Source organism: Microbacterium mcarthurae (genome assembly GCF_046064585.1).
GTDB classification, from domain to species: Bacteria; Actinomycetota; Actinomycetes; order Actinomycetales; family Microbacteriaceae; genus Microbacterium; species Microbacterium mcarthurae.
In genome coordinates this window covers 20,394-46,532 of sequence record NZ_JAROCE010000002.1, presented here as the reverse complement: position 1 = coordinate 46,532, position 26,139 = coordinate 20,394, and the positions used below count along the sequence as shown (strand labels likewise).

General features: G+C 71.2%; 18 protein-coding genes. 11 read left to right on the top strand and 7 right to left on the bottom strand.

The annotated features are described in order from the left end of the window. The first annotated feature begins 38 nt into the window (after positions 1–38). From P5G46_RS06880 to P5G46_RS06870, 3 genes are all read left to right on the top strand, one after another. On the top strand, positions 39–1,571 hold the full coding sequence (locus P5G46_RS06880) for a sugar ABC transporter ATP-binding protein (protein WP_375095224.1): 1,533 nt from the start codon (positions 39–41) through the stop codon (positions 1,569–1,571). After that, positions 1,564–2,577 carry a LacI family DNA-binding transcriptional regulator gene (locus P5G46_RS06875; protein WP_239276446.1) on the top strand — a complete coding sequence of 338 codons (1,014 nt, stop codon included), beginning with the start codon at positions 1,564–1,566 and terminating at the stop codon, positions 2,575–2,577. Before P5G46_RS06880 ends, P5G46_RS06875 begins: the two co-directional genes overlap by 8 nt. A gap of 302 nt (positions 2,578–2,879) precedes the next feature. After that, a complete protein-coding gene (locus tag P5G46_RS06870; RefSeq protein ID WP_408905308.1) occupies positions 2,880–7,541 on the top strand; it encodes a family 43 glycosylhydrolase in 4,662 nt (1,553 codons plus the stop codon). 106 nt (positions 7,542–7,647) lie between these two features. Here P5G46_RS06870 and P5G46_RS06865 read toward each other — a convergent pair whose 3' ends face one another. Continuing rightward, a complete protein-coding gene (locus P5G46_RS06865) occupies positions 7,648–8,937 on the bottom strand; it encodes an alpha-amylase family glycosyl hydrolase (protein ID WP_408905307.1) in 1,290 nt (429 codons plus the stop codon). 229 nt (positions 8,938–9,166) lie between these two features. Further along, on the bottom strand, positions 9,167–10,402 hold the full coding sequence (locus tag P5G46_RS06860; RefSeq protein WP_239277579.1) for an ROK family protein: 1,236 nt from the start codon (positions 10,400–10,402) through the stop codon (positions 9,167–9,169). Between the two features lie 106 nt (positions 10,403–10,508). Here P5G46_RS06860 and P5G46_RS06855 point away from each other — a divergent pair, with 106 nt between their 5' ends. The 4 genes from P5G46_RS06855 to P5G46_RS06840 are packed head-to-tail and all read left to right on the top strand — an operon-like array spanning position 10,509 to position 15,359. Then, positions 10,509–11,822, top strand: a complete 1,314-nt coding sequence (locus P5G46_RS06855) for an ABC transporter substrate-binding protein (protein WP_408905306.1) — start codon at positions 10,509–10,511, stop codon at positions 11,820–11,822. Then, positions 11,819–12,733 carry a carbohydrate ABC transporter permease gene (locus tag P5G46_RS06850; RefSeq protein ID WP_375095229.1) on the top strand — a complete coding sequence of 305 codons (915 nt, stop codon included), beginning with the start codon at positions 11,819–11,821 and terminating at the stop codon, positions 12,731–12,733. Before P5G46_RS06855 ends, P5G46_RS06850 begins: the two co-directional genes overlap by 4 nt. Further along, positions 12,730–13,647, top strand: a complete 918-nt coding sequence (locus P5G46_RS06845) for a carbohydrate ABC transporter permease (RefSeq protein WP_408905305.1) — start codon at positions 12,730–12,732, stop codon at positions 13,645–13,647. The genes P5G46_RS06850 and P5G46_RS06845 overlap by 4 nt, the downstream gene beginning before the upstream one ends. 29 nt (positions 13,648–13,676) lie before the next feature. Continuing rightward, the gene (locus tag P5G46_RS06840) at positions 13,677–15,359 is read left to right on the top strand and encodes a glycoside hydrolase family 13 protein (protein WP_408905304.1); all 1,683 of its coding nucleotides are present in this window, start codon (positions 13,677–13,679) and stop codon (positions 15,357–15,359) included. Between the two features lie 75 nt (positions 15,360–15,434). Here the strand turns inward: P5G46_RS06840 and P5G46_RS06835 are convergent, their stop codons facing one another. Genes P5G46_RS06835 through P5G46_RS06820 form a run of 4 tightly spaced genes read right to left on the bottom strand, consistent with a single transcriptional unit; the run spans position 15,435 to position 19,427 of the window. Further along, positions 15,435–16,250, bottom strand: coding sequence for a glycosyltransferase family 2 protein (locus tag P5G46_RS06835; RefSeq protein WP_408905303.1), 816 nt, complete (start codon positions 16,248–16,250; stop codon positions 15,435–15,437). After that, positions 16,247–17,248 carry a hypothetical protein gene (locus tag P5G46_RS06830; protein WP_408905302.1) on the bottom strand — a complete coding sequence of 334 codons (1,002 nt, stop codon included), beginning with the start codon at positions 17,246–17,248 and terminating at the stop codon, positions 16,247–16,249. Before P5G46_RS06830 ends, P5G46_RS06835 begins: the two co-directional genes overlap by 4 nt. After that, positions 17,242–18,378: a glycosyltransferase gene (locus tag P5G46_RS06825; protein ID WP_375095233.1), complete on the bottom strand. Its 1,137-nt coding sequence runs from the start codon at positions 18,376–18,378 to the stop codon at positions 17,242–17,244. The genes P5G46_RS06830 and P5G46_RS06825 overlap by 7 nt, the downstream gene beginning before the upstream one ends. Continuing rightward, on the bottom strand, positions 18,375–19,427 hold the full coding sequence (locus P5G46_RS06820) for a glycosyltransferase (protein WP_375095234.1): 1,053 nt from the start codon (positions 19,425–19,427) through the stop codon (positions 18,375–18,377). Before P5G46_RS06820 ends, P5G46_RS06825 begins: the two co-directional genes overlap by 4 nt. A gap of 145 nt (positions 19,428–19,572) precedes the next feature. Here P5G46_RS06820 and P5G46_RS06815 point away from each other — a divergent pair, with 145 nt between their 5' ends. The 4 genes from P5G46_RS06815 to P5G46_RS06800 all read left to right on the top strand — a co-directional run bounded on the left by P5G46_RS06815 (position 19,573) and on the right by P5G46_RS06800 (position 25,592). Then, entirely contained in the window at positions 19,573–20,511 is a 939-nt protein-coding gene (locus tag P5G46_RS06815; protein ID WP_408905301.1) for a WcbI family polysaccharide biosynthesis putative acetyltransferase, read from the top strand. Next, positions 20,508–22,775, top strand: coding sequence for a glycosyltransferase family 2 protein (locus tag P5G46_RS06810; RefSeq protein ID WP_408905300.1), 2,268 nt, complete (start codon positions 20,508–20,510; stop codon positions 22,773–22,775). Before P5G46_RS06815 ends, P5G46_RS06810 begins: the two co-directional genes overlap by 4 nt. 93 nt (positions 22,776–22,868) lie before the next feature. Continuing rightward, on the top strand, positions 22,869–23,906 hold the full coding sequence (locus tag P5G46_RS06805) for a hypothetical protein (RefSeq protein ID WP_408905299.1): 1,038 nt from the start codon (positions 22,869–22,871) through the stop codon (positions 23,904–23,906). 45 nt (positions 23,907–23,951) lie between these two features. Then, entirely contained in the window at positions 23,952–25,592 is a 1,641-nt protein-coding gene (locus P5G46_RS06800; RefSeq protein WP_408905298.1) for an ABC-F family ATP-binding cassette domain-containing protein, read from the top strand. Between the two features lie 168 nt (positions 25,593–25,760). On the opposite strand, the gene P5G46_RS06795 is transcribed toward P5G46_RS06800, so the two are convergent. After that, entirely contained in the window at positions 25,761–26,105 is a 345-nt protein-coding gene (locus P5G46_RS06795; RefSeq protein WP_408905297.1) for a LysR family transcriptional regulator, read from the bottom strand. Positions 26,106–26,139 lie beyond the last annotated feature (34 nt).

Here is a 26,139-nt window from a genome sequence, read left to right as displayed (position 1 = left end):
GTTCGCTCCACCGTCGACACGAGGGCATGATTGACCCCATGTCGACCGTCGCCCCGCCCCTCCTCGAGGTGCGCGGGGCGACGGTGCGTTTCGGCGTCGAGTCGGCGCTCGCCGACGTCGACTTCCGGCTGCGCCCCGGCGAGGTGCATTCGCTCATGGGCGAGAACGGCGCCGGCAAGTCGACCCTCATCAAGGCGATCACCGGGGCCCTGCGACTGGATCAGGGCGAGATCCTGCTCCAGGGTCGCCCCGTGCAGTTCACCGGCCCCGCCGACGCGCAGGCGGTCGGCATCTCGACCGTCTACCAGGAGATCGACCTCCTGCCGAACCTCACCGTCGCCGAGAACATCTCGCTCGGACGCGAGCCTCGCCGCTTCGGCGTGATCGACCACCGCGCGATGCGCGAGCGCGCCGCCGCGGCCCTGACGTCCCTGGGCGTCGACATCGACCCGTCGTCGGTCCTGTCGACCCATCCGCTCGCCGTCCAGCAGCTGGTCGCCATCGCCCGTGCAGTCTCGGTCGAGGTCAAGGTGCTGGTCCTGGACGAACCGACATCGAGCCTGGATGCCGACGAGGTCGCCGAACTGTTCCGCGTCATCCGCGATCTCAAGACGCAGGGGATCGCGATCCTGTTCGTCTCGCATTTCCTCGACCAGGTGTACGAGATCTGCGACCGTGTGACGGTGCTGCGCGGGGGACGCCTCGTGGGGGAGTACGGCACGCGGGAGCTGTTGCGCATCGACCTGGTCGAGAAGATGCTCGGCGCGGCCGCCGACGCGCTGGCGCCGCTCGGGCAGCGCTCGCCCGAGCCCGCGGACGGTCCCTCGATCATCAGCGCCCGGGGCTTGGCATCCGGATCCCGTTTGCGCGACGCCGACGTCGACATCGCCGAGGGCGAAGTGATCGGGGTCGCGGGGCTCCTCGGCTCGGGGCGCAGCGAATTGGCGCGCGCCCTCACCGGTGTCGACCACCCCGACGGCGGCGAACTACGTATCGACGGGGATCCGGTGCGACTGACGTCGCCGCGCGAAGCCATCCGTCGACGTGTGGCGTACTCATCCGAGAACCGGCGGACCGAAGGGATCATCGGCGACCTCAGCGTGCTGGACAACATCACCCTCGCCCTGCAGGCTCAGCGCGGGATCTTCCACCGCCTGAGCACGGCGCGCCGCCGCGAGCTCGCGGCCAGCTGGGTAGAGGCGCTGCACATCCGCCCCGCCGACATCGATCGCCCCGTCGCGACTCTCTCCGGAGGCAATCAGCAGAAGGTGCTGCTGGCGCGGTTGCTGGCGTTGTCGCCGCGCGTCATCGTGCTCGACGAGCCCACGCGGGGGATCGACGTGGGCGCGAAGGCCGAGATCCAGCGGCTCGTCGGCGAACTGTCCGACAACGGCCTGTCGATCGTCTACATCTCGGCCGAGCTCGACGAAGTGCTGCGCGTGGCGCATCTCGTCGCGGTGATGCGCGACGGTGTGCTCGCGCAGATCCTTCCCGCGTCCGAACTCACCTCCGACGCCCTCCTCGCGCTCGTGGCCAAGCCGGCCGCGGAGGAGGGGGCGTCCGATGGCTGACGACAAGGCATCCCGCACCGCGAACATCTTCGACGTCGCCCGGCTCGCCGGCGTTTCGCACCAGACCGTCTCGCGTGTCCTCAACAACATGCCCAACGTCCGTCCGGCCACGCGCGCGCGGGTCGAGCAGGCCATCGCCCAACTGCGCTACAGCCCGTCACCCGCCGCCCGGGCCCTGGTGACCCGCCGCACGCGCACGATCGGTCTGGTCACGCCCGGCACCGTCGATTACGGCCCCTCCTCGATCGCGACGAACTTCAACTTCGCCGCCCGCGCCGCCCGCTACAACGTCGACGCAATCAGCTCGCCGCAGAGCGACGTGGCCGCGGTGCGCGCGGCGATCGACGGGCTCTTGAAGCAGCGCGTGGATGCCATCGTGCTCATCGTCGTCGACGTCGAGGTGCTCGCGGCCGTGCAGGCGATCGAGATCGATGTGCCCATCGTGGCCGCGGCCACGACCAGCCGCCCGCACCCGCGCCTCGTCGCCATCGACCAGTATCGCGGTGCCCGGGCGGCCGTACGGCACCTGCTCGAGTCGGGGTACAGCACCGTCCGTCACATCGCCGGGCCCGCGCGCAACCCCGACGCGGTCGAGCGCCTCCGCGGCTGGCGCGAAGAGATCGCGTCGGCCCGCGCGCAGTCGACCCCGCCCGTGCACGGCGACTGGTCCGCCGCGAGCGGTTACCGGATCGCGACCGAGACCGACCTGGCTCCCGGCGAGGGCATCTTCGTCGCCAACGACCACATGGCCATCGGCGTTCTGTCGGCGCTGCGCGAACGGGGGCTGCGGGTTCCGGAAGACATCGGGGTGGTGGGATTCGACGACGTGCCCGAGGCCCCGTTCGTGTTCCCCTCCCTCACCACAGTGCGTCAGGACTTCGCGGCCCTGGGCGAGATCCTGATGCAGAAGGTGCTCCTCATGGTCGAGGAGCCCGACACCGTGAGCGAGAGCACCCCGCTGCCGACGCGACTCATCGTGCGTGACTCGGCGCCGTTGCGTCCCTGACGCGCACGTGCGGCCGCGGTCGGTGCCTGCAGCGGTTGAGTGTCCACGACACGCGGATTCCGCCTCGGCGTATCCGCGTGTTGTGGACACCGAAGCGAGATCGGGGCCTCGTACGGGCGGGATGGTCGCGGGGTGGGATGGTCGCGGGGCCGGATGCCGCTATGCAGGGGCCGTGGGATCGCTCACACGCGGGGATTATTGACAGATACTGGCGTGAGTCGACTGTGAGCGCTAACATCGCGAGCGTCGTCGCTGTGGACGACAGCATGCAATGCCGCATTCACGAGAGGACCCGCACCCCCGTGCCTACACTCCACCGAACGGCGCTCCCGCGCCGTCTCCCCTCCTGGGCGCTCGCCGTCCCGGTGGTCGCCGCGCTCGTCGCGGCGCCGATCGCCGCCCCCGCAACCGCAGATGCAGCCACCCCCACGACCGGACTGGTCGTCTCGTACCCGCTCGACGAGACCTCGGGCACCGTCGCGCGGGACGCGTCCGGCAACGGGCGGGATGCCACCTACGTCGGCGGGCCCGCCTTGACGGGCTCCAACGGCGCACGTCTCGACGGCACCGACGACTATGTGAGCGTTCCCAATGACATCCTCGCTGGCTTGACCTCGATCACCGTCAGTACCGATGTCCTGGTGCGCCCCGAACAGTCGGGCAACTACTTCGTCTGGGGGCTCGGCAACACGACGGACTGGTACGGGAACGGGTATCTGTTCGCCACCGGCAACCCGGCTCGCGCCGGCATCGCCAGTGGTAACTGGACGACGGAGCAGGAGACCCGCGGCTCGGCGAACCTCGAGCGCGGGGTGTGGAAGACGCTGACCTACAGCCTGGATGCCGGCTCGAAGACGGCGCGGCTGTACCTCGACGGCGTCCAGGTGGCCGAGAACACCAACACCACCACGACCCCCGGTGCCATCGGCGGCGGCAAGACCTCGGCGAACTACCTCGGCCGCTCGAACTACACACCGGACCGGCGTCTCGCCGGAAGCCTGCGCGACTTCCGCGTCTACGACCACGCCCTGACGGCGGACGAGGTGCAGAGCCTGGTTCCCACCGACCCGCAGCGGATCGCGCGCGACAAGGCCGCCCTCGACCTCGGTGACCTGAGCGCGGTGACCGGGAATGTGACCCTGCCCACCGCGGGGACGAACGGCTCGAGCATCTCGTGGTCGTCCTCGAACACGGCCGTCGTGTCCCCCACGGGCGTCGTCACACGACCCGCCCCCGGACAGCAGGATGCCACCGTCACTCTAACCGCCACCCTGACCCGGGGCTCCGCGACCGAGACGGACACCTTCACGGCGATCGTGCTCGCCCATCCGGACGACGCCGGCACCGCGGAGAAGGCGCTCGCCGGCATCAGCGTCGTCAACGCCGACGACGCGCGGGGGAATCTCACGCTGCCGACGACGGCGGACGGCCTCCCCGTGACCTGGACGAGCTCGAACCCCGGCGTGGTGTCGACCACCGGCGTGGTGTCGCGCCAAGACGCCGACACGACGGTGACCCTCACGGCATCCGTGACAAAGGGGGCGGAGACCCGCACGCGCGACATCGTCGTGACAGTCCGCAAGGCGGCGAAGCTGGCGGCCTTCGAGGGGTACGCGTTCGCGTACTTCACGGGGAACACCATCGAGGGCGAGAACATCTACTTCGCCGCGAGCAACGGCAACAACGCCCTGTCGTGGACCGAGTTGAACGGCGGCAAGCCGGTCCTCACCTCGAAGTACGGCGAGAAGGGTCTGCGTGATCCGTTCATCATCCGCTCGCCCGAGGGAGACACGTTCTACCTGATCGCCACCGACCTCTCGATCGGCGGCGGCACGTCCTGGGGCGACTCGCAGACGATCGGCTCCAAGTACATCGAGGTCTGGGAATCCCACGACCTCGTGAACTGGAGCGACCAGCGTCACGTGCGGGTGTCGCCCGACACGGCCGGCAACACGTGGGCGCCGGAGGCGTACTACGACGAGACGCTCGGTCAGTACGTCGTGTTCTGGGCTTCCAAGATCTACCCGGAGGACGACCCGAATCACACCGCGAACGTGCCGAACAGCATGATGTACGCCACCACGCGCGACTTCGTGACGTTCAGCGAGCCCCAGGTCTGGCAGGGCGGGATCTCCCGCATCGACTCGACCGTCATCAAGGCGGACGGCGTCTACCAGCGCTTCACGAAGGACGAGGGCGCCGGCACCACCGGCTGCAGCGACATCATCCAGGAGAGCTCGACGGTGCTGACCGCCCCACTCAAGGACTGGACGCAGGTCACGTCGTGCATCGGCAAGAACGCCGGCACGCAGGCGGTCGAAGGCCCGAGCATCTTCACGTCCAACCCGGGCGACGTCAACGGCGACAAGTACTACCTGTTCGTCGACGAGTACGGCGGGCGCGGGTACATTCCGCTCGCCACCACCGACATCGCCAACCCGAACTGGCAGGTTCCCGCGAACTACAAGCTCCCCAGTAGCCCGCGTCACGGCACCGTCATCCCCGTGACCGCGGCCGAGCTTGCTGCGCTCCGCCAGAACATCCCGGAGGAGCCGACGGCGACCCCGGTCACGGCCAACGAGAAGGGCGAGGTGCTCCGCTACGACTTCACCGATGCTCAGGGAACGATCCTGCACGACCGCTCCGGCGCCGGACGCGACGGACAGATCCAGGGCGGTGCGACGTTCTCGGACGGCGCGCTCACCTTCGACGGAACCAACGACTACGTCGACCTGCCCGACAACGTGCTGGCCGGGGTGAACGACTTCACCGTCGACGCCGAGCTGCGTATCGACCCGGCCCAGAAGACGCCGTACTTCCTTTACGCCTTCGGAAACACCGGGAGCGACGGCAAGGGTAACGGCTACCTCTTCTCGACCGGCGACAGCCAGTATCGTGGCGCGATCAGCAAGGGCAACTGGACCGGCGAGCAGAACGCCGGCTCGGGTACCCCCCTGCCGCGCGACCGCTGGGTGCACCTGACCTACACGTTGAGCGGCACCACCGCGCGTCTGTACCTCGACGGGCAGAAGGTCGCCGAGAACACCAACGTGACGGTGCGCCCCGGCGACATCGGCAAAGGCTTCACCCTGGCGAACTACATCGGCAAGTCGGTCTACAACGACGACAGCCTCTTCCGCGGGCAGATGCGCGAGTTCGCGCTCTACAACCGCGCATTGAGTCCCGATGAGGTGGCCGCCCAGAACCCGGGCGTGCTCACGAACGTCAGCCTGCAGGATGCCTCCGACCTCAAGGTCGCTCCGATCGTCGACGGGGCCAACCGCACCGTGCTGTTCCCCGTCGTTCCGGGCACCGACCTGACGACGCTGCGCCCGACGTTCACCACCGCGCCCGGCACGACGGCGCGCCCGGCATCCGGAACCGTCCGAAACCTCAGCACCCCGGTGACGGTGACGCTGAAGACCGAGGGCCAGGCCGATGTGGTCTGGACGCTCAAGGCCGTGGAGATGAAGAGCCCGGTGCTGCCGGGGCTGTACGCCGACCCGAACATCGCGGTGTTCGGCGACACGTACTACATCTACGCCACGAGCGACGGAGTTCCCGGATGGGGCGGCAACACGTTCTACGTGTGGAAGTCGAAGAACCTCGTCGACTGGACGCGTTCGGACACGCCGATCCTCACGTTGGACGGGGCCGAGGGCAACGTGCCCTGGGCGACCGGTAACGCGTGGGCCCCGACGATCATCGAAAAGGGCGGGAAGTACTACTTCTACTTCAGCGGTCACAACCCGCAGGACAACCGCAAGGAGATCGGCGTCGCCGTGGCGGACAGCCCCGAGGGACCGTTCACCGCCGAGGCGAAGCCGATGATCACCAACGCCGAGTCCGTGACGAGCGGGCAAGCCATCGATCCCGCGGCCTTCCAGGACCCGAAGACGGGGAAGCACTACCTGTTCTGGGGTAACGGAAGCCCGCTCTACGCCGAACTGTCCGACGACATGAAGAGCATCAAGGAGGGGACCATCACGCGGATCTCCGGCCTGACCGACTTCCGCGAAGGACTCTTCGTCAACTACCGCGACGGGATGTACCACCTGACCTACGCGATCGACGACACCGGGTCGGCGAACTATCGCGTCGGATACGCCACGTCGGCGAGCATCGACGGGCCGTGGACCTACCGTGGCATCCTGCTGCAGAAGGACGCCTCGCAGGGCATCCTCGGAACGGGGCACAGCTCGATCATCAACGTCCCCGGCACGGACGAGTGGTACATCGCGTACCACCGGTTCGCGATCCCGGGCGGCAACGGCACCAATCGCGAGACGACGATCGACCGTCTCGAGGTCGGGGAGGACGGGCTGTTCCAGACCGTGAAGCCGACGCTCTCGAGCGTCGCCCCGCGGGAGGTGCCTGACACGACGGAGCCGACGCCGACGCCGACCGCGACACCGACGGCCACGCCGACGCCGACGGCCACGCCGACGGCTTCGCCGACGCCGACGGCTACTCCCGTCCCGACGGCCACGCCGACGGCTTCGCCGACGCCGACGGCTACTCCCGTCCCGACGGCCGAGCCCACGGCCAGCCCGCAGCCGACCTCCCCGGGCGCCGCCCCGTCGGTGTCCGTCTCGACCACCACGGTCGAGCGCGGGGGGATCGTGCGCGTCACGGTCACCGGTCTGGATGCCGGTGAGCAGGTCACGGCCGAGCTGCGGAGCGACCCCATCCGGATCGCGGGCATCCCGGTCGCCGACGCGAGCGGACGTGTGACGTTCGATGTGCAGATCCCCGGCGACCTCGCCGCGGGTTCCCACTCGATCGTCGTCTACGGTGCCGATGGGCGGATGATCCAAAGCGTGGCGATCACCGTGGTGGCATCCGGCCAGCTGGCGGCGACCGGCGCGCAGGGGCCCCTCGGCGGGGCTCTGCTGGCGGCCTTCCTGCTCGTCGCGGGAGGGGTTGTGTGGACGATGCGTCGTCCGCGCCGCACCGACGCCTGAACCGAGAAGAACCCCGGATGCCACGGCATCCGGGGTTCTTCTCGTCACGCGTGAGTCGCCAAGATTTGTCGCCTCCTGCCTCCGGCAGGCGACAAATTTTGGCGACTCACGCCTCGAAGACCGCCCAGCCGCGGGGCCCGAGATCGACGCGGGAGTCGCTCAGCGTCGCGTGCCCGGCGACCACCGTCGCGGCGTCCGCGGCGGGGAGTGACGCGGGCGAATCGCCGATGTTCAGCGCGACGATCACCGCCTCGTCGTCGACCGCGGTGCGCAGCACGAGGGTCGTGTTCGTCACCTCGACGACGTCGGTGCGGGCTCGCCAGAGCCACGGATGCCGCCGGCGCAGGGCGATGAGCGCCCGATGCGCGTCGAGGATGCTCTCGTCGACGTCGGTCACGTCGCTCGGGGTCGCCGGGAACTCCGGTCGCACCGCGTCATCGCCGCCCTCGCGCTCTTCCTTCACCGCGGTCCACCCGAACTCGTCGCCCGCGTACACCGATGGCGTGCCGCCCACCGTGAACAGCACCGCGATGGCGTGCGGCACGAGGTCCGATCCCACCGCCGAAGCGATCCGGGTGACGTCGTGGTTGCCGAGGAACGTCTGCGGAACGAAGGTCGCGAGCAGGTCGTCGTGGCGCTCGATCGCGTGGCTCAGCTCGAAGAAGTTCCCATCGGCGATGCCGTGCCAGATCCCCTGCCACAGCTCGTACTGCGTGAGGGAGTCCATCGTCGAGGCGTTCACGATCGCGGGACCGTCGCCGTGGATCACCTCGCCGACGAACCACGCCTCGGGGAAGCGTTCGCGCACACGGGGGAGGACGCGCGCCCAGAACTCCGACGGCACCGCGTAGGCGGCATCCAATCTCCACCCGTCGATGCCGCGCTCGAGCCACCGGGTCATGACGTCGACGACGAGGTCGACGGTGGCGTCGGCGGAATGATCGAGGGCGACGAGGGCGCCGTGCCCCTCGAAGACCTCGGGCTCGAATCGACCGTCGACGCGCGAGCCCCGGAAGAGCTCCGCGTCACCGCCGGCGAGCACCGCTTGGAACGCCGGATGCCCTCGACCCACGTGGTTGAACACGCCGTCGAAGAGAATCCGGATGCCACGTTCCCGCGCTGCGGCGAGGAGGCGGTCCAGGTCGGCGTCGTCGCCCAGACGCGCGTCGACGCGGAAGTGGTCGACGGTGTCGTAGCCGTGGGTCTCGGACGCGAAGACCGGGCCGAGGAGGAGGCCGTTCAACCCGAGCTCGATGACGTGATCGAGCCACCCCTCGATGCGGTCGAGGCGGTGCGCCGGTGCCGCGTCGGGGTCCACGCCGTCGCGGATCGGGGCACCCACGAATCCGAGGGGATAGAGGTGCCACCAGAGGACGTGTTCGGGCCATTCGGGCATGCGCCGAGGCTATCCGGCCGTGTCCCGCGGCGGCCACGGGTTGCGCTCGCCGCCCGACGCCCGCTCGCGCACCGCCGTCCGCGCGATACCGTTTGCGCGATACCGCTTGCGCGAGGCGCCAGGATTTGTCGCCTCCGGGGGCTCGCGGGCGACAAATCTTGGCACCTCGCACCTCGCACCTCGCACCTCGCACCTCGCACCTCGCGCCTCAGGCCTCAGGCCTCACGCCTCACGCCTCACGCCTCGAGCGCTCGGCGGGGAGGGCGAAGGGGGCGAGGTCGATCGCGCGCGTGCGCGTCGCCTCGATCGCGGCGGCGACGGCGCCGGTCGACACGATGTCGGCGCCGAGGGAGGAGGCGACGATCTCGGGCGGGGGGAGGTGCAGGGCCGTCGGGAGTGCGGCCGCGGCGGCGGCGATGATCGGGGCGGCGCCGGCGGCGATCGCTCCCGAGACGACGACGCGGCGAACGTCGAAGAGGCTCCCGAGCATGCCCGTCACCACGGCGAGTGCCTGGCCGACCTCGGCGGCGACCGCGAGAGCGCCGGGATCGCCCGCGGCGGCGAGGTCGAGCACGGTCTTGGCATCCAGTTCGGCGGGCGGCACGTCGGCCAGGGCGCTGCCGGCGGGGAGTTCTCCCGAGTCGATCAGTGCACGCGCCGCCTCGACGCACCGCGGGGCGAGGCCGAAGGCGCTCCCGACCCCCTCGACACGGTCGAAGGCCATCGTCTCTCCCGCGCCGCCGTGCGCGCCCCGCAGCGGCCGCCCGTCGACCCAGATTCCCGCGCCGAAGCGCTCGCCGGCCAGGAGGGCGACGAAGTCGTCGTACCCCACGGCGGCGCCGTCGGTGCGCTCGGCGATCGCCGCGAGCAGAGCGTCGTTCTCGACCCGGACCACCGGCGCCCACGACGCGAAGGTGTCGACGAAGTCGGGGTTCATCCGCTGCCAGAAACCGTCGTGGTGAGCGGGAGATCGTCCCGAACGATTCACCGGCGCCGGAACCCCGACGCACAGGGCGACCACATCGTCGCGCGTGGCGTGGGCTCGCGTCAGCGTGGCCTCGACGATCTTCTCCGCCGCGCGTCGGCGACGCTCGGGGGAGTCGCGTTCGGGGTCTATCGACAACCGGGACGTGGCGACGGGAACACCGCGCAGGTCGGCGACCGTGGCGGTCACGTGTCCGCGCCCCGCGTCGACGCCGACCACGAGGCCGGCATCGGCTCGTAACGCGAAGCGCCGCGCGGGGCGGCCCTTCGAGTACTCGCCGACCGCGCGCGCGTTCGGCATCTCGACGAGCAGCCCGCGAGCGACGAGTTCGTCCAGGACGTCGATCGTCGTCGAACGCGTCAGCGCGACCGCAGCCATCACGTCGCTCGCGGTGAACGCCTCGGCGTCCCACGCGTACGCGAGCACGGCATCGAGGCTGTGGCGACGGAGCGAGGGCACCGAGGCAGTGGCATCCGTCATCGGATCTTGACCCCCTCTGTGTCTCCTGCAATACTGCCGTGAACGGTTTGATTTGACGAGTAGATTTAATCTCCGATTCAAGATCGCAAGGATGCGAGGAGGACACGTGTCGACGAAGACGGCAACGGTGCGGCGGTGTGCCGCGGCGCTGGCAGTCACGGCGCTGGGAGCGGCGATGCTCGTCGGGTGCTCGGCGGACGGTCGCGAGACCATTCGCTTCACCTTCAGCAAGCGCGAAGCCCTGACGTTCATGAACGAGGTGGTCGCGGACTACAACGCATCGCAGGACCGGGTCCGCGTCGAGATGGACACCTCGGGCGTGGACGTCGTGTCGGCGAGCTTCGTCCGCGGTAATCCGCCCGACATCATGCTCGCCAACTACAACTACGAGGTCGCCCGGTTCGTGCAGCGCTGCGCGCTGACCGACCTGTCGGGCACCACGGCGGCGACGACCGTCCGCGAAGACCTGCAGCCCCTCATGGACCAGTACGGCGTCTGCGCGGGCCGCACGAGCGCACTGCCCTACTCGGTGATGGCCTCCTCCGTCATCTACAACACCCAGATCTTCGAGGATCTCGGGCTCGAGGTCCCCACCACGTGGGGTGAGCTGCGGCAGACCGCCGAGACCCTGAAGGCCAACGGCATCACGCCCTTCTACGGCACGTTCAAGGACGACTGGACCGTCGGACAGGGGTGGTACGACTACGCCGTCGGGGGATCCCTGGACGTCATCGACTTCTTCGACGCGCTCGCCGCCGAGGGCGACGCGGTCGGCCCCGACTCGGCCGTGTCCTTCGAGAAGGACTTCTCCGCGGCGATGGACCGTATGACCGAGCTCGCCTCGACCTACACGAATCCGGATGCCGACAGCCGGGCGTACGGCGACGGCAACCTCGCCTTCGCTCAGGGCCAGGCTGCGATGTACCTGCAGGGACCGTGGGCCCTCGGCGAGATCGCGAAGACCTCGCCCGATCTGCCGGTGGGGACGTTCCCGCTGCCCATGACCGACGACCCCGACGACCTCGCCGTGCGCGTGAACATGGACCTCGCCGCCATCATCCCCGAGGGGTCGCGGCACCAGGAGGCCGCCCGCGACTTCCTCGAGTACCTCTACCAGCCCGAGATCATCGAGGCGTACAACGAGTCGCAGCTCGGATTCGCGCCGACGAAGGACGCCCCGGCCCCGAGCGATCCGCGGGTGGCGGGGATGATCCCCTATTACGAGGAGGGGCGGATCTACCAGGGTGCATCGGTGCTGGTGCCCAAGACCATCCCCGTCTTCAACTACGCGCAGGCCATGATCCTCGGCGCGTCGCCGGAGCGGACGCTGCGCACGATGGATCAGGACTGGGCGCGTCTGGCCTTCCGGCAGCCTGCCGCGTCGACGACCGATGCCGCCGCCGAAGGAGACGCGCGATGACCACCACCACGACGATCGTCACGGGCGGGAAGGCGGCCGCACGCCGCAGCACCCGCCGTGTCGAGCCGATCTACTACTTCTTCCTCATCCCCACGCTCGTGCTGTTCACACTGGCCATCACGGTGCCGGGCATCATCGGCATCTTCTTCAGCTTCACCGACTCCATCGGCATCGGCGAATGGAACTTCGTCGGGCTGACCAACTACATCGCGATCTTCAGCGACCCCGCGATCCTGCAGGCGTACCTGTTCACGTTCGGGTTCTCGGTGGCGACGGTGATCGTCGTCAACGTCGCGGCGTTCCTGCTCGCCGTCGGGCTCACCGCGCAGATCCGCCTCAAGCGGACGTTGCGCACGATCTTCGTCATCCCGATGGTGATCTCGGGCATCATCATCGCCTACGTCTTCAACTTCCTCTTCAGCAATTCGCTGCCGCAGGCCGGGGCCGCCGTCGGCATCCCGTGGCTGGAGTCGAGCCTGCTGGCCAACCCCGACCTCGCCTGGGTCGCGATCGTGATCGTCACCGCGTGGCAGGCGATCCCTGGAACGCTCCTGATCTACATCGCGGGGCTGCTGTCGGTCCCCGGGGACGTCTATGAAGCCGCGGGCCTGGACGGAGCGAGCAAGACGCAGCAGCTGCTGCGCATCACGCTGCCGTTGGTCGCCGGGTACGTCGTCATCAACGTCATCCTCGGCTTCAAGGGCTTCCTCAACGCCTACGACATCATCGTCGGCCTCACCGCCGGGGGCCCCGGCACCGCGACGCGCAGCGTCGCGATGTCGATCATCCTCGGCTTCAACGGCGGCGACTACGCCTACCAGATGGCCAACGCGGCCCTGTTCTTCATCGTCGCCGTCGTCATCTCGCTGCTCCAGCTCTCGCTGACCCGGGGAAGGAACACCCTCGCATGACCGCCCTCAATCAGCCGGCCCTCGCCTTCGAGCAGGCCGATCTCGCCCTCCCCGCGCGGCGGCGCACCGGCGGCCGCTTCCGCCGCGTCGGCATGGAACGTGTGAACTGGTCGGCCACGACCATCCTCGTCCTGTGCTCGGTGACGGTTCTGCTCCCGCTGTACGTCACCATCACGATGGCGCTCAAGAGCGGGGCGCAGGTCGTCGACGGCAACGCCTTCTCATTCCCCGCACCGATCAGCTTCGACGGATTCGTCCAGGCCTGGACGCTCACACGGTTCCCCGTCGGCCTCGTCATCTCGCTGCTCGTCACGGCCGGCACGGTCGCGGCGACCATCGTGCTCGCGGCGTTCGCGTCGTACGCGATCGCCCGCAACTGGGACCGCAAGCTCTTCCGGTACTCGTTCTTCTACCTGCTCGCGGCGATGTTCATCCCGTTCCCGGTGGTCGCGCTGCCCCAGATCCAGCTCACCGGTCGGGTCGGTCTCGACAACCCGGCCGGCGTGATCATCCTCGCCACGATGTTCCAGCTGAGCTTCAGCGTGCTGCTGTTCACCGCGTTTCTGCGCTCCATCCCGCTCGAGCTCGAAGAGAGCGCTCGCATCGACGGCGCGACGACGTGGCAGACGTTCTGGCGACTCATCTTCCCGCTCCTCGCGCCCATGAGCGCCACCGTCGGCATCTTCGCCTTCCTGTACGCGTGGAACGACTTCATGATGCCCTCGCTCATCATCAGCGATCCGTCCCTGCAGACGCTGCCCGTGCGGCAGAACCTGTTCCAGACGCAGTTCAGCAACAACTACAACGTCGCCTTCGCGTCGTACCTCATGGCCATGGCCCCCGCGATCGTCGCCTACCTCTTCACCCAGCGCTGGGTGATGGCCGGCGTCACGCAGGGCGCCGTCAAGGGCTGACCCGCCACCCACCCCGAAAGGACTCCTCTGTGACCACCGCCGCACCCTCCGTGCACGCCCGCGAGCTCTCCGACGCCCCCGACTGGTGGCGCCAGGCCGTGGTGTACCAGGTGTATCCCCGCAGCTTCGCCGACAGCAACGGCGACGGCCTCGGCGACATCCCCGGCATCACCGCGCGGGTGCCGTACCTCGCCGAACTGGGGGTGGATGCCATCTGGCTCAGCCCCTTCTACCCGTCGGCGCTCGCCGACGGCGGCTACGACGTCGCCGACTACCGCGACGTCGACCCGCGTCTGGGGACCCTCGCCGACATGGACGAGCTCATCGCGCAGCTGCACGCCCATGGCATCCGGGTCGTCGTCGACATCGTGCCCAACCACACCTCGAACGACCACGCCTGGTTCCAGGAGGCGCTCGCCGCCGGTCGCGGTTCCGCAGCGCGCGACCGGTACATCTTCCGCGAGGGCACCGGCCCCGACGGCTCCGAGCCGCCGACGGACTGGCAGTCCGTGTTCGGCGGGTCGGCGTGGGAGCGCGTCGCGGACGGCCAGTGGTACTTCCACAACTTCGACGTCTCGCAGCCCGACCTGAACTGGGCGAACCCCGAGGTGCGCGCCGACTTCGTCAAGACCCTGCGGTTCTGGAGCGACCGCGGTGTCGACGGGTTCCGCATCGACGTCGCGCACATGCTGACGAAGGACCTCAGCGAGCCGCTGCCCTCCGCCGCCGAGCTCGCCGCGATGCCGCAGGACGGCAACCACCCGCTCCTCGATCGCGACGACGTGCACGAGGTGTACGCCGAGTGGCGCGCGGTGTTCAACTCCTACGACCCGCCGCGCACCGCGGTCGCCGAGGCCTGGGTGCACCCCGCGCGCGTGCCGCTGTACGCGAGCATCGAGAGCCTGGGACAGTCGTTCAACTTCGACCTGCTCGAGGCCGACTTCGACGCGCGGCAGTTCCGTCGCATCGTCACCGACAACCTCTCGCTCGCCGCACAGTCGGGCTCGTCGACGACGTGGGTGCTGTCGAACCACGACGTCGTCCGCCACGCCACCCGGTACGGTCTGCCCGACGCGGAGCGGGATGCCGACGGGCGTCCGACCCGCAAGCACGGCAACGAGTGGCTGCTGTCCGGCGGCACCGAACCGGCGCTGGACGCGGAGCGGGGCGCGCGCCGCGCGCGTGCCGCGGCTCTCTTCGTGCTGGGGCTCCCGGGCTCGGCGTACCTGTACCAGGGCGAGGAGCTGGGTCTCCACGAGGTCGCCGACATCCCCGACGCGGCCCGTCAGGACCCGACGTTCTTCCGCAGCCCCGGTGCCGACATCGGACGGGATGGATGCCGCGTGCCGCTGCCGTGGACGGCATCCGATGCCGCGTTCGGGTTCGGCGCGGGGGGAGCGCACCTGCCGCAGCCGGAGTGGTTCGCCGACTACGCCGTCGACGGGCAGGACGGCGACCCGGCCTCGACGCTGTCGCTCTACCGTCGCGCCCTCGACCTGCGGCACGAGCTGCAGACCGCCGAGGACCTGGAGTGGGTCGACCTCGGCCGGGACGACGTCGTCGCCTTCACCCGCCCTGCCGGCTGGACGGTCGTGACGAACTTCGGCACCGAGCCTGTTGCGCTCCCGGCCGGCGAGGTGCTCCTGTCGAGCGCTCCCGTCGAGTCGGGTGCGCTCCCCGGCGAGGCGTCTGCCTGGCTGCGCACCGCTTAGGGCTCCCGCCGAGTCGCGCGTGAGGTGCCAGGATTTGTCGCTTCGGGCTCGCCCGAAGCGACAAATCTTGGCACCTCACGCGTTGGGAACGCGCACCCAGGCGGCGCCGCGGCGCTCGATCGCGCCGGCGGCGGCGAAGGCGTCGAGCCATCCGCCCATCGGCCAGACGCCCCAGCGCCGGTGGAACTCGGCGCCGTTGCGCAGGATGTCGTCGAGATGCTGCCACGGCGGTGAAGAGACCGGATGCCACTGGTGGTAGGCATCCGCCCCGCCCGTCCACACCAGCGGGACACCGGCGGTGCGCGCCGTCCAGGCGAGGTCGGTGTCCTCCGCACCGTAGCCCTCGTACCCGTCGTGGAAGCCGCCGAGACGCTGCCACGTCGCGGGGGTCACGGCGAAGGACAGCGACCAGAACAGGTCGTACTCGCCCGGGTCGGCGGTCCGGGTCTCTCCCGGCGGAAGCGCCGGGCGGGCTCGGTGAGGACGCGTCACGAACGGCAGATCGGCGACCGCGGGGCGCTGCACGCTCGCGAGATAGGTGACGGGTCCCGCCAGCAGCGCGGCGGGATGCGTGCGGGCGGCGTCCGCGTACCGCGCGAACAGGTCGGGCCCGGGCAGGCAGTCCACATCGAGGAACACCAGCAGCTCCGCACCGTCCGCGATCGCCGCGGCCGCGGCGGCATTCCGACCAGCGCCCACGCACAGCCCGTGCGGACCGGGCGGCACGTGCAGCGTCCGGGCCTCGGGATCCCGGATGCCGGGCGCCACCTCGTCGTCGAGGAACACCTCCACGCGCGCGGTGTCGGGTGCCACCGCGGCGAGCACCTCGCGTTGACGTTCGAGGTGTGCGCGGCGCGCGGCAGAGGCGACGGTGAGGACCGCGAGCCTCACGGCAGCATCGCCTCGATGGCGGCGGCGGCGCGCTCGGCCGCCCCGGAGACCTGCCACCGCGACCAATCCGGATCGTCGTCGGCGGCCGACGCGACGAGGTCGGCGATCCCCGCGGCGTCGACCCCCTCGGGGGCGACACGGGCGAGGTTCCACCGGTGCAGCGCGCACGCCGTGTGACGTTGCTCGTCGAACGGACGGTCCTGGGCGACGACGACCGCCCGCGCCCCGGCCGCGGCGAGGTCGGCGACGCTGTTCTGCCCCGCCGCGCTGACGACGACGGTATGCGAGGTCATCAGGGGCCACGGGTCGTCGACGTGCGAGGCAAGGTCATGGCCGATCGCGCTCGTGCGCCATCCGGCGGCGGTGAGGAGGTCTTCCGCCGCGCGCCGCACGTCTTCGTCGAGCACGCGACCGAGGAAGAGCACCGACCGTTCACCGTGCGGGTCGGCGGTGGGGCGACCGTCGTGACGCGAGATGCCCCCGGTCCACACGACCCGGTCGGTTCGGGCGGTCAGCGACGAGGCGGTGACCGCGCCGTGCGCCCACGGCGCGAGGATGCGGTCGGCGAGGTCGTACGCGAGCGCGTGGGCGGCGTCGGTCCGTTCACCCGGCTGCGTCACCGCGAGCGTGCGCAGACCGAGGAGCCGCGCGAAGGCCACGACCTCGGCGCTGACGTCGACGACGAACAGGTGCAGGTCGGCGGCGTTCGCGGCGATGGTGGCCAGTCGTGCACGGTGACCGGGATGGTCGTGGGGAGCCCAGTGCAGTGCGCCGCGAACCGTGGGGTCGCCCTCGCGCGGGTCGTAGAGCGACCCGTCCTCCCGCTCCACGGGGTCGGCGTCGTGCGGCAGCTCGAACCACTCGACGTCGCCCTCGAGTCCCTCGGGGCGGGGGAGGGAGGAGAACACGCGCACCGGCACGCGCAGGTGCGGGTGCACGGCGCGGAACCGGGCGACGTGCCCGTACCCGTGGTGGTGGATGTACCAGCCGATCACCACGACACCGCCGGCATCCGCTGTTCCCTCGATCGCAATGCGGTGTGCGTCAAGACGCGTTCCACGTCGCGGTAGCGTCGGCTCAGCGCGTGCTCGCGGACGGCGGCGCGGCGCGTCCAGACCCGCGTGAGCGGCTCGCGCTCTCCCTGGCGGGCGAGCTCCAGCGCCGCGTGGGCGAGCGCGGTGACGTCACCGACGGTGACGGCGGCCGTGCCCGGCATGCCGGCGAGCACTTCGGCCACCCCGCCGATGTCGAAGGCCGCAACGGGGGTGCCCGTCGCGAGCGCCTCGGCGATGACGAGACCGAACGGCTCCTCCCACATCGGTGTCACGAGGGCGACGGCGGACGACCCGACCAAGCGGCACAGGTCGCCCTGGTGCAGCGCGCCGACGTAACGCGCGGGGCCGCCCAGGCGCGGCGCCACCTCCTGCTGGAAGTAGTCGACGTCGCCGATGCGCCCGGCCACGACGATCTCCGCCCCGGCCGTCCGTGCGGCCTCGATCGCCAGGTGCGGCGCCTTCTCGGGCACGATGCGTCCCGACCACACCCACCGGGAACCGCCGGGACCGCGCGTCCACCGATCGGTGTCGATGCCGTTGGGGAAGACGAACGCGTCCACGCCCTCCACCGACCACGCGCGCGCGGTCGCCTGACTGACGGCGACGAAACGGTGCGCGCTGCCGCGGGCGTACTCCGCCGCCTCGAGCATCGGCTCGAGGGGCGGGGTGTGCAACGTGGTGACGACGGGGATGTCGGCGTCCCGGCTCCATCGGATGGGCGCGGGGTGGAGGCTGTGGTTGTCGATGACATCGAAGTCGTGCCGCCCGCTGCGCAGTCGGTCGAGGAGGACCTCGTGCGCGGCATCCGTGGCCCGGGCGTAGCCCTCGGGATAGAACGTGTCCGAGGCGTCCTCGACGCGAGTCCACGCGGGCGCGGGGAGCGCGAACGCGGGAGAGTCGTCGAGGAAGTCCGACCCCTCTGCGGCGCACAGCGTGACCTCGTGCCCGCGGTCGCGCAGCCACCGGACGCGGTCCCACACCGTCGCCTCGAGACCTCCCGCGTGGGGCTGCCGCAGCGGGTAGCGGGAGGGGGCGACCACGAGCACCCGCATGCGCTGCACGGCCCGGGTCACGCGGCGTGCTCCGTCCGCAGCGAGCGGCGGTACAGCGCGACGTGCGTCTCGCGCACCCTCTCCCGTTCGTCGAGACGGTCCGCTCGGCGGCGGGCGACCTCGGCCGTCCGCGCGTCGGAACCGGGCACGGACCACGCCGGGGCCGTGGCATCCACGATCGCCCGCTCCAAAGAGACCGGGTCGCCGATGCGGAAGGAGTGGAAATCGGTGGCGTGCTGCGCGGCGATGTGGCCCACGCGGGTCCCGGCGACGGGGACGGCCAGGTCGTAGCACAGCTCGGCCCACCCCGAATGGGTCCCGTGGGTGTAGGGCAGCACGCACGCGTCGAGGTCGGCGAGCCACGCGACGAGGGCGTCGTCGTCGAGCCGCGCGGACCGTTCGAGCCTCACCCCGTCGGCGTTGCGAGCGAGAGCGTCGATGGATGCCGCGGCGTCGGCGTCGCGTACCCGCTCGTTCACGCGCACGACCGCCTCGATGTTCGCTCCGCGTGCGCGCAGGTCGGCGATCGCCCGCACGAGGGTGGCCGTCGTGCCGACACCGTCGATGTTCGGGCGGAGATCGCGCAGGTGGACGCCGACCCGGGTCACGGGGGAGGGGGTTCCCGAGGGAAGCGTCTCGTCGTTCACGAGGGTCGGGTGCGGGATGACGGTGCTCGTCCGCCCGAAGCGGCGCTCCACGTCGGCGGCCGTCGCCGCCGTGAGGGTCGTCAGGGCGTCGGCGCCCCCGATGAGCACGCGCAGCGCGGCGTCATGCGCAGCCTGGTCGCGCAGTTGGGGATTCTCGAGATCGTGCACGGTGTAGACGAGGGGAAGCCGCAAGCGGTTCAGGGTGCGCACGGTCTCGGCGAGCTCCTCGGCGGCGTAGGACTCGCTGCCGAAGTGCACGTGCACGAGGTCGAGGTCGGCGGCGTGCTCCTCGAGCCACGCCGGGAGCAGGACCTGCGGTGGCCACCACTGCCCCGGTGCCGCGCCCGGCGGCGGGGGATCCGCGCACACCTCCACGAAGCGCTCGTCGGTGACGGCCCGGACGTACGGGTGCGCGGCGGGCACGGCGGCGACCCGGATACGGCGGGGGGCTGCGGCGTCGATCGGTGGTCCTCCTGGGTTCGCGTGTGGCGCGTATCGCATCGGCAGACCCGTCGCAAGTCAACGCAACCGTTCCCAGGCGACGGCGGCGACGGCGTACGTTCACATCATGAGCGGCGGGGATGACGGGTCGGGGACGCTTGCGGACGAGACGGCGGCGGTGATAGCGCGCCGTGCCCATTACGCGGCGTTCTTCGGCGACGAGCCCGCGCCCGGGGGGTACGGCGTCGTCGTCGGCAACTGCCAGGCCGAATCGATCCGCCTCGTGGTCTCGAACGAGGATCACCCCGGTGTGCGGGTGCCCGCCGTGCACGAGATGGATGCCGCCGACGCCGACCGCCTGCACCGTCTCTTGGCCGGGGCGGCGTTCCTCGTCGTCCAGCCCATCCGCGACGACTACCGTGCCCTGCCGCTGGGGACCTCGCAACTGCGCGCCGCCCTTCCCCCGGGGGCGCGGACGGTCGTGGTGCCCTCCCTCCGGTACGGCGGGCTCCATCCCTTCCAGGCCGCGATCCGTGTCCCCGGTGTGGACGAGGACCCTCCGCTCGTCGCGTACCACGACGTCCGCACGCTCGCCGAGGCCGCGGGGCTGCCCGTGGCCGCCGAGCTTCCGCGCGCCGTCGTCCGGGCCGTGGCCGACGACTCCCTCGCCGAGCTGCGGCGGCGGGAGGAGATCGGCGTCGACGTGGTGGCATCCGATCTGTACGACGAGGTCGTGCCCGACCTCGCGCGCACCGTCAACCACCCGGGCAACGCGGTGTTCCTTCCGCTGGGGGAACGCATCGTCGCCGCACTGGGGGCACCGGGTACCGCCGTCGATCCGGGCCGGCCGATCCTCGCGGGGGTGCAGGCGCCCCTCGAGCCGTGGGTGGTCGACGCGTGGGGCCTTAATGCCGAGCCCCGGCGCGACTGGATCGTCGCCGGGGAGCGCCTCGACCCGGACGCCGTCGTCGACGCGCACCGCCGGTGGTACGCGCAGCACCCGGAGTTCGTCGCGGCGGCGGTGGAGCGCCTCGCGCCGCTGCTGCGCCGGTGGCGCGCCGCATGAGCGCGCTCCCCGTCCTCGTCGCGCCGCCCGGACCGCACGGCGTCGCGGCCTACGCCCGCGCGGTCGCGGCCGATGTCCGCGTCCTCGACCCCGCGGTGCGTGTCGTCACCCCCGACGACCTCACCGACCTGCCGGCGGGGACGCCGCTGCACGTGCACGTGACCGACCGGATGTGGGGGACGTCGCCCGAGGAGGCCACCGATCGGTTCACGTCCCTCGCCCGGCGGCATCCGGTCACCGTGACGCTGCACGACGTCCCGCAGGAGTCCGACGGAGAGCGCAACCGCCCGCGTCGCCGCGCGTTCTATGCGGCCGTCGCGCGGGAGGCGCGCGCGGTGGCGGTCAACAGCGTGCACGAGCGCGATCTCCTCGCCGAGGAGGGCGTGTGGGACGGACCCGTCGAGGTCGTCCCGCTGCCCGTGCCCTCGGTCACCGGCGGGGAGGCTCCGCGCCCGGACGGCACCATCGGGGTGCTCGGTTACTTCTACCCCGGCAAGGGGCACGACGAAGCGCTCGCCGCCGCGATCGGCGCCGGGATCACGCGGATGACGGTGCTCGGGCGCGCGTCCGACGGGCACGCCGCCGACCTGGACTCCTTCGTTCGCCGGGCGGCCGACGCCGGCGTCGAGGTCGAGGTCACCGGGTGGCTCGACGATGACGAGATGGCCGTCCGCGCCCGCGCCGTGGCGGTGCCCGTGATCGCGCACCGCCACGTCTCGGCATCGGGGTCGCTGGCGTCGTGGATCGGCTGGGGACGGCGGCCCATCGCGGTGCGCAACCGGTACGTCGACGAGATGGACGCGCTCCGACCCGGCACGCTCCACGCCGTCGAGCCCGAGGACCTCGCCGCGGCGGTGCGCGCGGCGGCGGATGATCCGGATGCCACCTGGCACGGCATCCACCCTGTCCCCGTCGGTCCCGCCGACGTCGCCCGGGCCTACGTGTCGTGGTGGCGGACGCTGGACGCGCCCGCGCGCGGGGTCGTCGGGAACCGGTGGGACGACGTGGCCGGCCTCGAGCCCGAGCCGCCGCGGGTGAGCGTCATCGTCACGCACTACGCCCAGCCCGAGGAACTGGCGCGCACGCTGGCGGCGCTCGCGGCGCAGGATCACCCCGCGGACCGGCTCGAGATCGTCGTCGCCGACGACGGCTCGCCCGAGGCCCCCGTCGTCCCGGACGGTGTGCGGCTCGTCCGCCAGGACGACCGCGGATTCCGGGCCGCAGCCGCCCGCAACCTCGGCGTCACCGCCAGCACCGGGGACGTGCTGTGCTTCCTCGACGCCGACACCACGCCCGAGCCGGGCTACGTCCGGGCGCTGTCGCGGCTGCCCGCCCTGCTGCCGGAGGCCGTGACCGTCGGCCGACGGCGGCATGCCGATCTCTCCGGGGTGCCCCCGACCGTGCCCGTCTCCGAGGCCGGCCCGACGCGCGAGCTGAGCGAACCGGCCTGGCTCCGCGACGAGTACGCCCGGAGCGGGAACCTCCTGCGCGCCGACGACCGTTCGTACCGTTACGTCATCGGGGCCGTGTCGGCGTGCACGCGGGCGTTCTTCGACGAGGTGGGCGGATTCGACGAGACGTACACGACGTACGGCGGCGAGGACTGGGAGTGGGTGCATCGGGCCTGGCAGGCGGGCGCGGTCCTGGCCCACGTGCCCGAGGCGGTCGCGTGGCACGACGGGCCGGACTGGTCGGGCCGAGACCTCGATCGCGCGCGCGAGGGCAACCGGCAGACGCTGCGCCTGGCGACCGACATCCCCGTCGCCGGCTCCGCGGGCCGCGGACTCCTCCCCGCCGTCCCCGACCTTGTGGTGCACCTGACGGGGGAGCACTCCGACGCCGCCGTGTTCCTGTGCGTCGACGCGCTCCTGGCCGCGTTCCCGCGCGCGACCGTGGTGCTCGACGCGCCGCCGTCGACCGCCGCGCTCGCGTCGGATCCGCGCGTGCGTTCCGGCGCCGTCCCGGACGGGCGCGTGATCTGGCGGCTCGATCGTCCCGTGCTCGTGGACGATGCCGGCGCGCTCGCCGCGCGGCTGAGTGCTCTCGGTCAGGGCGAGGAGGGGTGGGTGGAGGTCCGCGCCGCCGACGGCACCCCGCTCGGGACCGCGAGTGCGCGTCGGGCCCGCCGCCGCGCGCAGCGCTGGGGCGCACGGGTCGGATTCACGGCGGGCGAGCTCGTGGCATCCGGAGTCCACGTGGTGCGCGACGAGCCGCACCTGGAGGCATGGGTGGGCGGCTGGGGCGGTCTCGAACGCTTCACATGACGACGGAACGCGGTGGCCCGTCCGCGCCGATGGTGTAGATGTGGAAACGGCCGGCATCGACGCCGCGTCACCCCCCACTCGATCGGAGCCCCGGTGAGACCCGTCCTCCTGCCGCCGAATCCCGTGCAGCACTTCTACCTCGGCGGCGACCGTATCGCGGCGCTGCGCGGCATCGAGCCCGAGACCGATCGTCAGCCCGAGGAGTGGCTCGCCTCGACCGTGTCCCGCTTCGGCTCCGACCGGGTGGGTCTCGCCGTGACCGAAGACGGTGACGATCTGCGCGACCTCGTGCGCGCGGACCGCGCCGCGTGGGTGGGCGCGCGAGGAGGACGGGATGCCGCCGACCTCGGCATCCTCGTCAAGCTCCTCGACGCGCGCCAGCGCCTGCCCGTCCACGTGCACCCCGACCGTGGTTTCGCCGCCAGCCACCTCGACTGCCCATACGGCAAGACCGAGGCCTGGTACGTCCTCGAGACCGAGGACGACTGCGCGGTGCACGTCGGCTGGAAGCGCCCCGTCGACCGCGACGAACTCGACCGCCGTCGTGACGCGCAGGACGGCGAGTGGATGCTCGCGCACATGAACCGCGTCGTGGTGCGTCCCGGGATGGGGGTGCTCGTGCCGGCCGAGACCGTGCACGCCATCGATGGCGGAATTTTCCTCGCGGAGGTGCAGGAGCCGACCGACTTCTCCATCCTGTTGGAGTGGTCGGTGACGACGTCCACGCGCGAGGAGTCGCACCTCGATCTCGGCTTCGACACCGTCATGCCGTCGGTCTCGACCGACGCGCTGGATGCCGACGCGCTCGACGCCCTCATCAGCACGGCGGGCGAGACCCCGGCGGGCACCAGGTTCCGCTCGCTCCTCCCGGCCGCGGCGGACCCCTACTTCCGTCTGTTCGACGCGGCGGGGGAGACCGAGCGACGCGAGGCGGGCTTCGCGGTGGTGCTCGTGTCCGGGGGCGCGGGGGCCATGGTCTCGGACGCGGGGAGCGTCGAGGTCGAGGGCGGCCAGGTGTACGCGGTGCCTCACGCGTTCGGTGAGTGGCGGCTCACCGGCGACGCCGAGGTGCTCGTCGCGGCGCCGGGCGCCGGGTGGCCGATCACGCTGCGAGACGGAAGCGTGCGCTGAGTCGTGACGGGGATCCGTGCGCGAGACGCCTGAAAGAATCGACGGATGACCGCCACGCTCGTCACGCACGGCCTCGCCGGAGGATACGGGCACCGCACCCTCTTCGACGGCCTCGACCTCACCGTGGCGCCCGGCGATGTGATCGGCGTCGTGGGCGCCAACGGAGCGGGCAAGACGACGCTGCTGCGACTCTTGGCCGGCGCCGACGACCCGCAGTCCGGCACGATCTCCCTGGCGCCGGCGGACGCGTTCGTCGGCTGGCTGCCGCAGGAGCACGAGCGAGTGCCCGGTGAGACGGTGGCGGCGTACATCGCGCGACGCACGGGATGCGCCGAGGCGACACGCGAGATGGATGCCACGGCCGCGGCTCTCGGCGACCCCGGCGCCGTCGGAGCCGACGACGCCTATGCGACCGCTCTGGAGCGCTGGCTCGCGAGCGGGGCGGCCGACCTCGACGAGCGGATGCCGGTCGTGCTGGCCGACCTCGGCCTGGACGTGGGCCCCGACGCGCACATGACAGGGCTGTCCGGAGGCCAGGCCGCGCGCGTGGGACTGGCGGCGCTGCTGCTCTCGCGCTTCGACATCGCGCTGCTCGACGAACCCACGAACGACCTCGACCTCGACGGGCTGGAGCGCCTGGAGTCCTTCGTGAAGGGCCTGCGCGGCGGTGTCGTGCTCGTGAGCCACGACCGCGAGTTCCTGTCCCGCTCGGTGACGCGGGTGCTCGAACTCGACCTCGCGCAGAACACGCACCGCGTGTACGGCGGCGGCTACGACGCGTATCTCGAGGAGCGGGCGACGCTGCGCCGCCAGGCCCGCGAGAAGTACGAGGAATTCGCCGAGACCAAGGCCGATCTCGTCGCGCGCGCCCGGACGCAGCGCGAATGGTCGAGCCAGGGTGTGCGCAACGCGATGAAGAAGGCGCCCGACAACGACAAGATCCGCCGCAAGGCGTCCATGGAGTCGAGCGAGAAGCAGGCGCAGAAGGTGCGGCAGATGGAGAGCCGCATCGCGCGGCTCGACGAGGTCGAAGAGCCGCGCAAGGAGTGGAAGCTCGAGTTCACCATCGGTGCCGCGCCGCGGTCGAGCTCGGTCGTCTCGACGCTGTCGGGCGCGGTGTTCCGGCAGGGGGCGTTCACGCTCGGGCCGGTGTCGCTCCAGGTGAACGCGGGGGAGCGCATCGGCATCACCGGGCCGAACGGTGCCGGGAAGACGACGCTGCTGCGTGGCATCCTGGGCCGTCAGACCCCGGACGAAGGGTCGGCTTCGCTCGGGAGCAGCGTCGCGATCGGCGAGATCGACCAGGCGCGGTCGTTGCTCGTGGGGGAGCGGCCGCTCGCCGAGACGTTCGAGGCGCTCGTGCCCGAGATGACGTCGGCCGACGTGCGGACTCTGCTGGCGAAGTTCGGTCTGAAGGCCGACCATGTCTCGCGGCCCGTCGATGGTCTCTCGCCCGGCGAGCGCACGCGCGCGGGGCTGGCCCTGCTGCAGGCGCGCGGCGTCAACGTGCTCGTGCTCGACGAGCCGACGAACCACCTCGACCTGCCCGCGATCGAGCAACTCGAGCAGGCGCTGGAGTCGTACACCGGAACGCTGCTGCTGGTCACGCACGACCGCCGCATGCTCGCCGCCGTCGAGACCGACCGCCACTGGCGCGTGGAGTCGGGTCGCGTCACCGAGCGGTGATCAGCGGCGCCCGCGAACCGTGCGCGGCTGCGCCGGGGGGTGCTGGGGTGGGGGCGCCGCGGCGGGACTGCTTCGCATAAACGCGATCCGCGTGCATAAACGCGTGGAGAGAGCGTTTATGCACGCGGAAAGCGTTTATGCGTGTCGGGGGAGCGGCGTCGGAAGCGGTCAGCGCCCCTGACGCTTCTTGTACGGCTTCGGCTGGCCCTTCACGATTGGGGCGCGGCCCTTGCCCTTGGATGCCTTGGCCTTTCCGCCCTGTGCCTTGGGCGCCGCGGACGCTTGCGGAGGGGCATCGGCGATGCGGGCCCGCGCCTCGTCGAGCAGCAGCGCGCCGGCGGGAGTGAGACGCGTGGGAGGGGTGCGCGACACCAGCGGCTGCCCCACCTCCTCTTCGAGCTTGTCGACCGTGGTGTACAGCGACGCGAGCGGGATGCCGAGGCGCTCGGCCGCGCGCGGGAAGTGCAGCTCCTCGGCGAGGGCGGCGAACCGGACGAGGTACGCGAGCTTCATGGCATCCATTCTCCCCCGCCCGCCCCGCCCCGCC

Excerpts from the sequence above, each read along its gene's own strand:
- P5G46_RS06880 (WP_375095224.1), top strand. The coding sequence starts at position 39 with ATGTCGACCGTCGCCCCGCCCCTCCTCGAGGTGCGCGGGGCGACGGTG.
- P5G46_RS06875 (WP_239276446.1), top strand. The coding sequence starts at position 1,564 with ATGGCTGACGACAAGGCATCCCGCACCGCGAACATCTTCGACGTCGCC.
- P5G46_RS06865 (WP_408905307.1), bottom strand. The coding sequence starts at position 8,937 with ATGCCCGAATGGCCCGAACACGTCCTCTGGTGGCACCTCTATCCCCTC.
- P5G46_RS06860 (WP_239277579.1), bottom strand. The coding sequence starts at position 10,402 with ATGACGGATGCCACTGCCTCGGTGCCCTCGCTCCGTCGCCACAGCCTC.
- P5G46_RS06850 (WP_375095229.1), top strand. The coding sequence starts at position 11,819 with ATGACCACCACCACGACGATCGTCACGGGCGGGAAGGCGGCCGCACGC.
- P5G46_RS06845 (WP_408905305.1), top strand. The coding sequence starts at position 12,730 with ATGACCGCCCTCAATCAGCCGGCCCTCGCCTTCGAGCAGGCCGATCTC.
- P5G46_RS06815 (WP_408905301.1), top strand. The coding sequence starts at position 19,573 with ATGAGCGGCGGGGATGACGGGTCGGGGACGCTTGCGGACGAGACGGCG.
- P5G46_RS06810 (WP_408905300.1), top strand. The coding sequence starts at position 20,508 with ATGAGCGCGCTCCCCGTCCTCGTCGCGCCGCCCGGACCGCACGGCGTC.
- P5G46_RS06800 (WP_408905298.1), top strand. The coding sequence starts at position 23,952 with ATGACCGCCACGCTCGTCACGCACGGCCTCGCCGGAGGATACGGGCAC.
- P5G46_RS06795 (WP_408905297.1), bottom strand. The coding sequence starts at position 26,105 with ATGAAGCTCGCGTACCTCGTCCGGTTCGCCGCCCTCGCCGAGGAGCTG.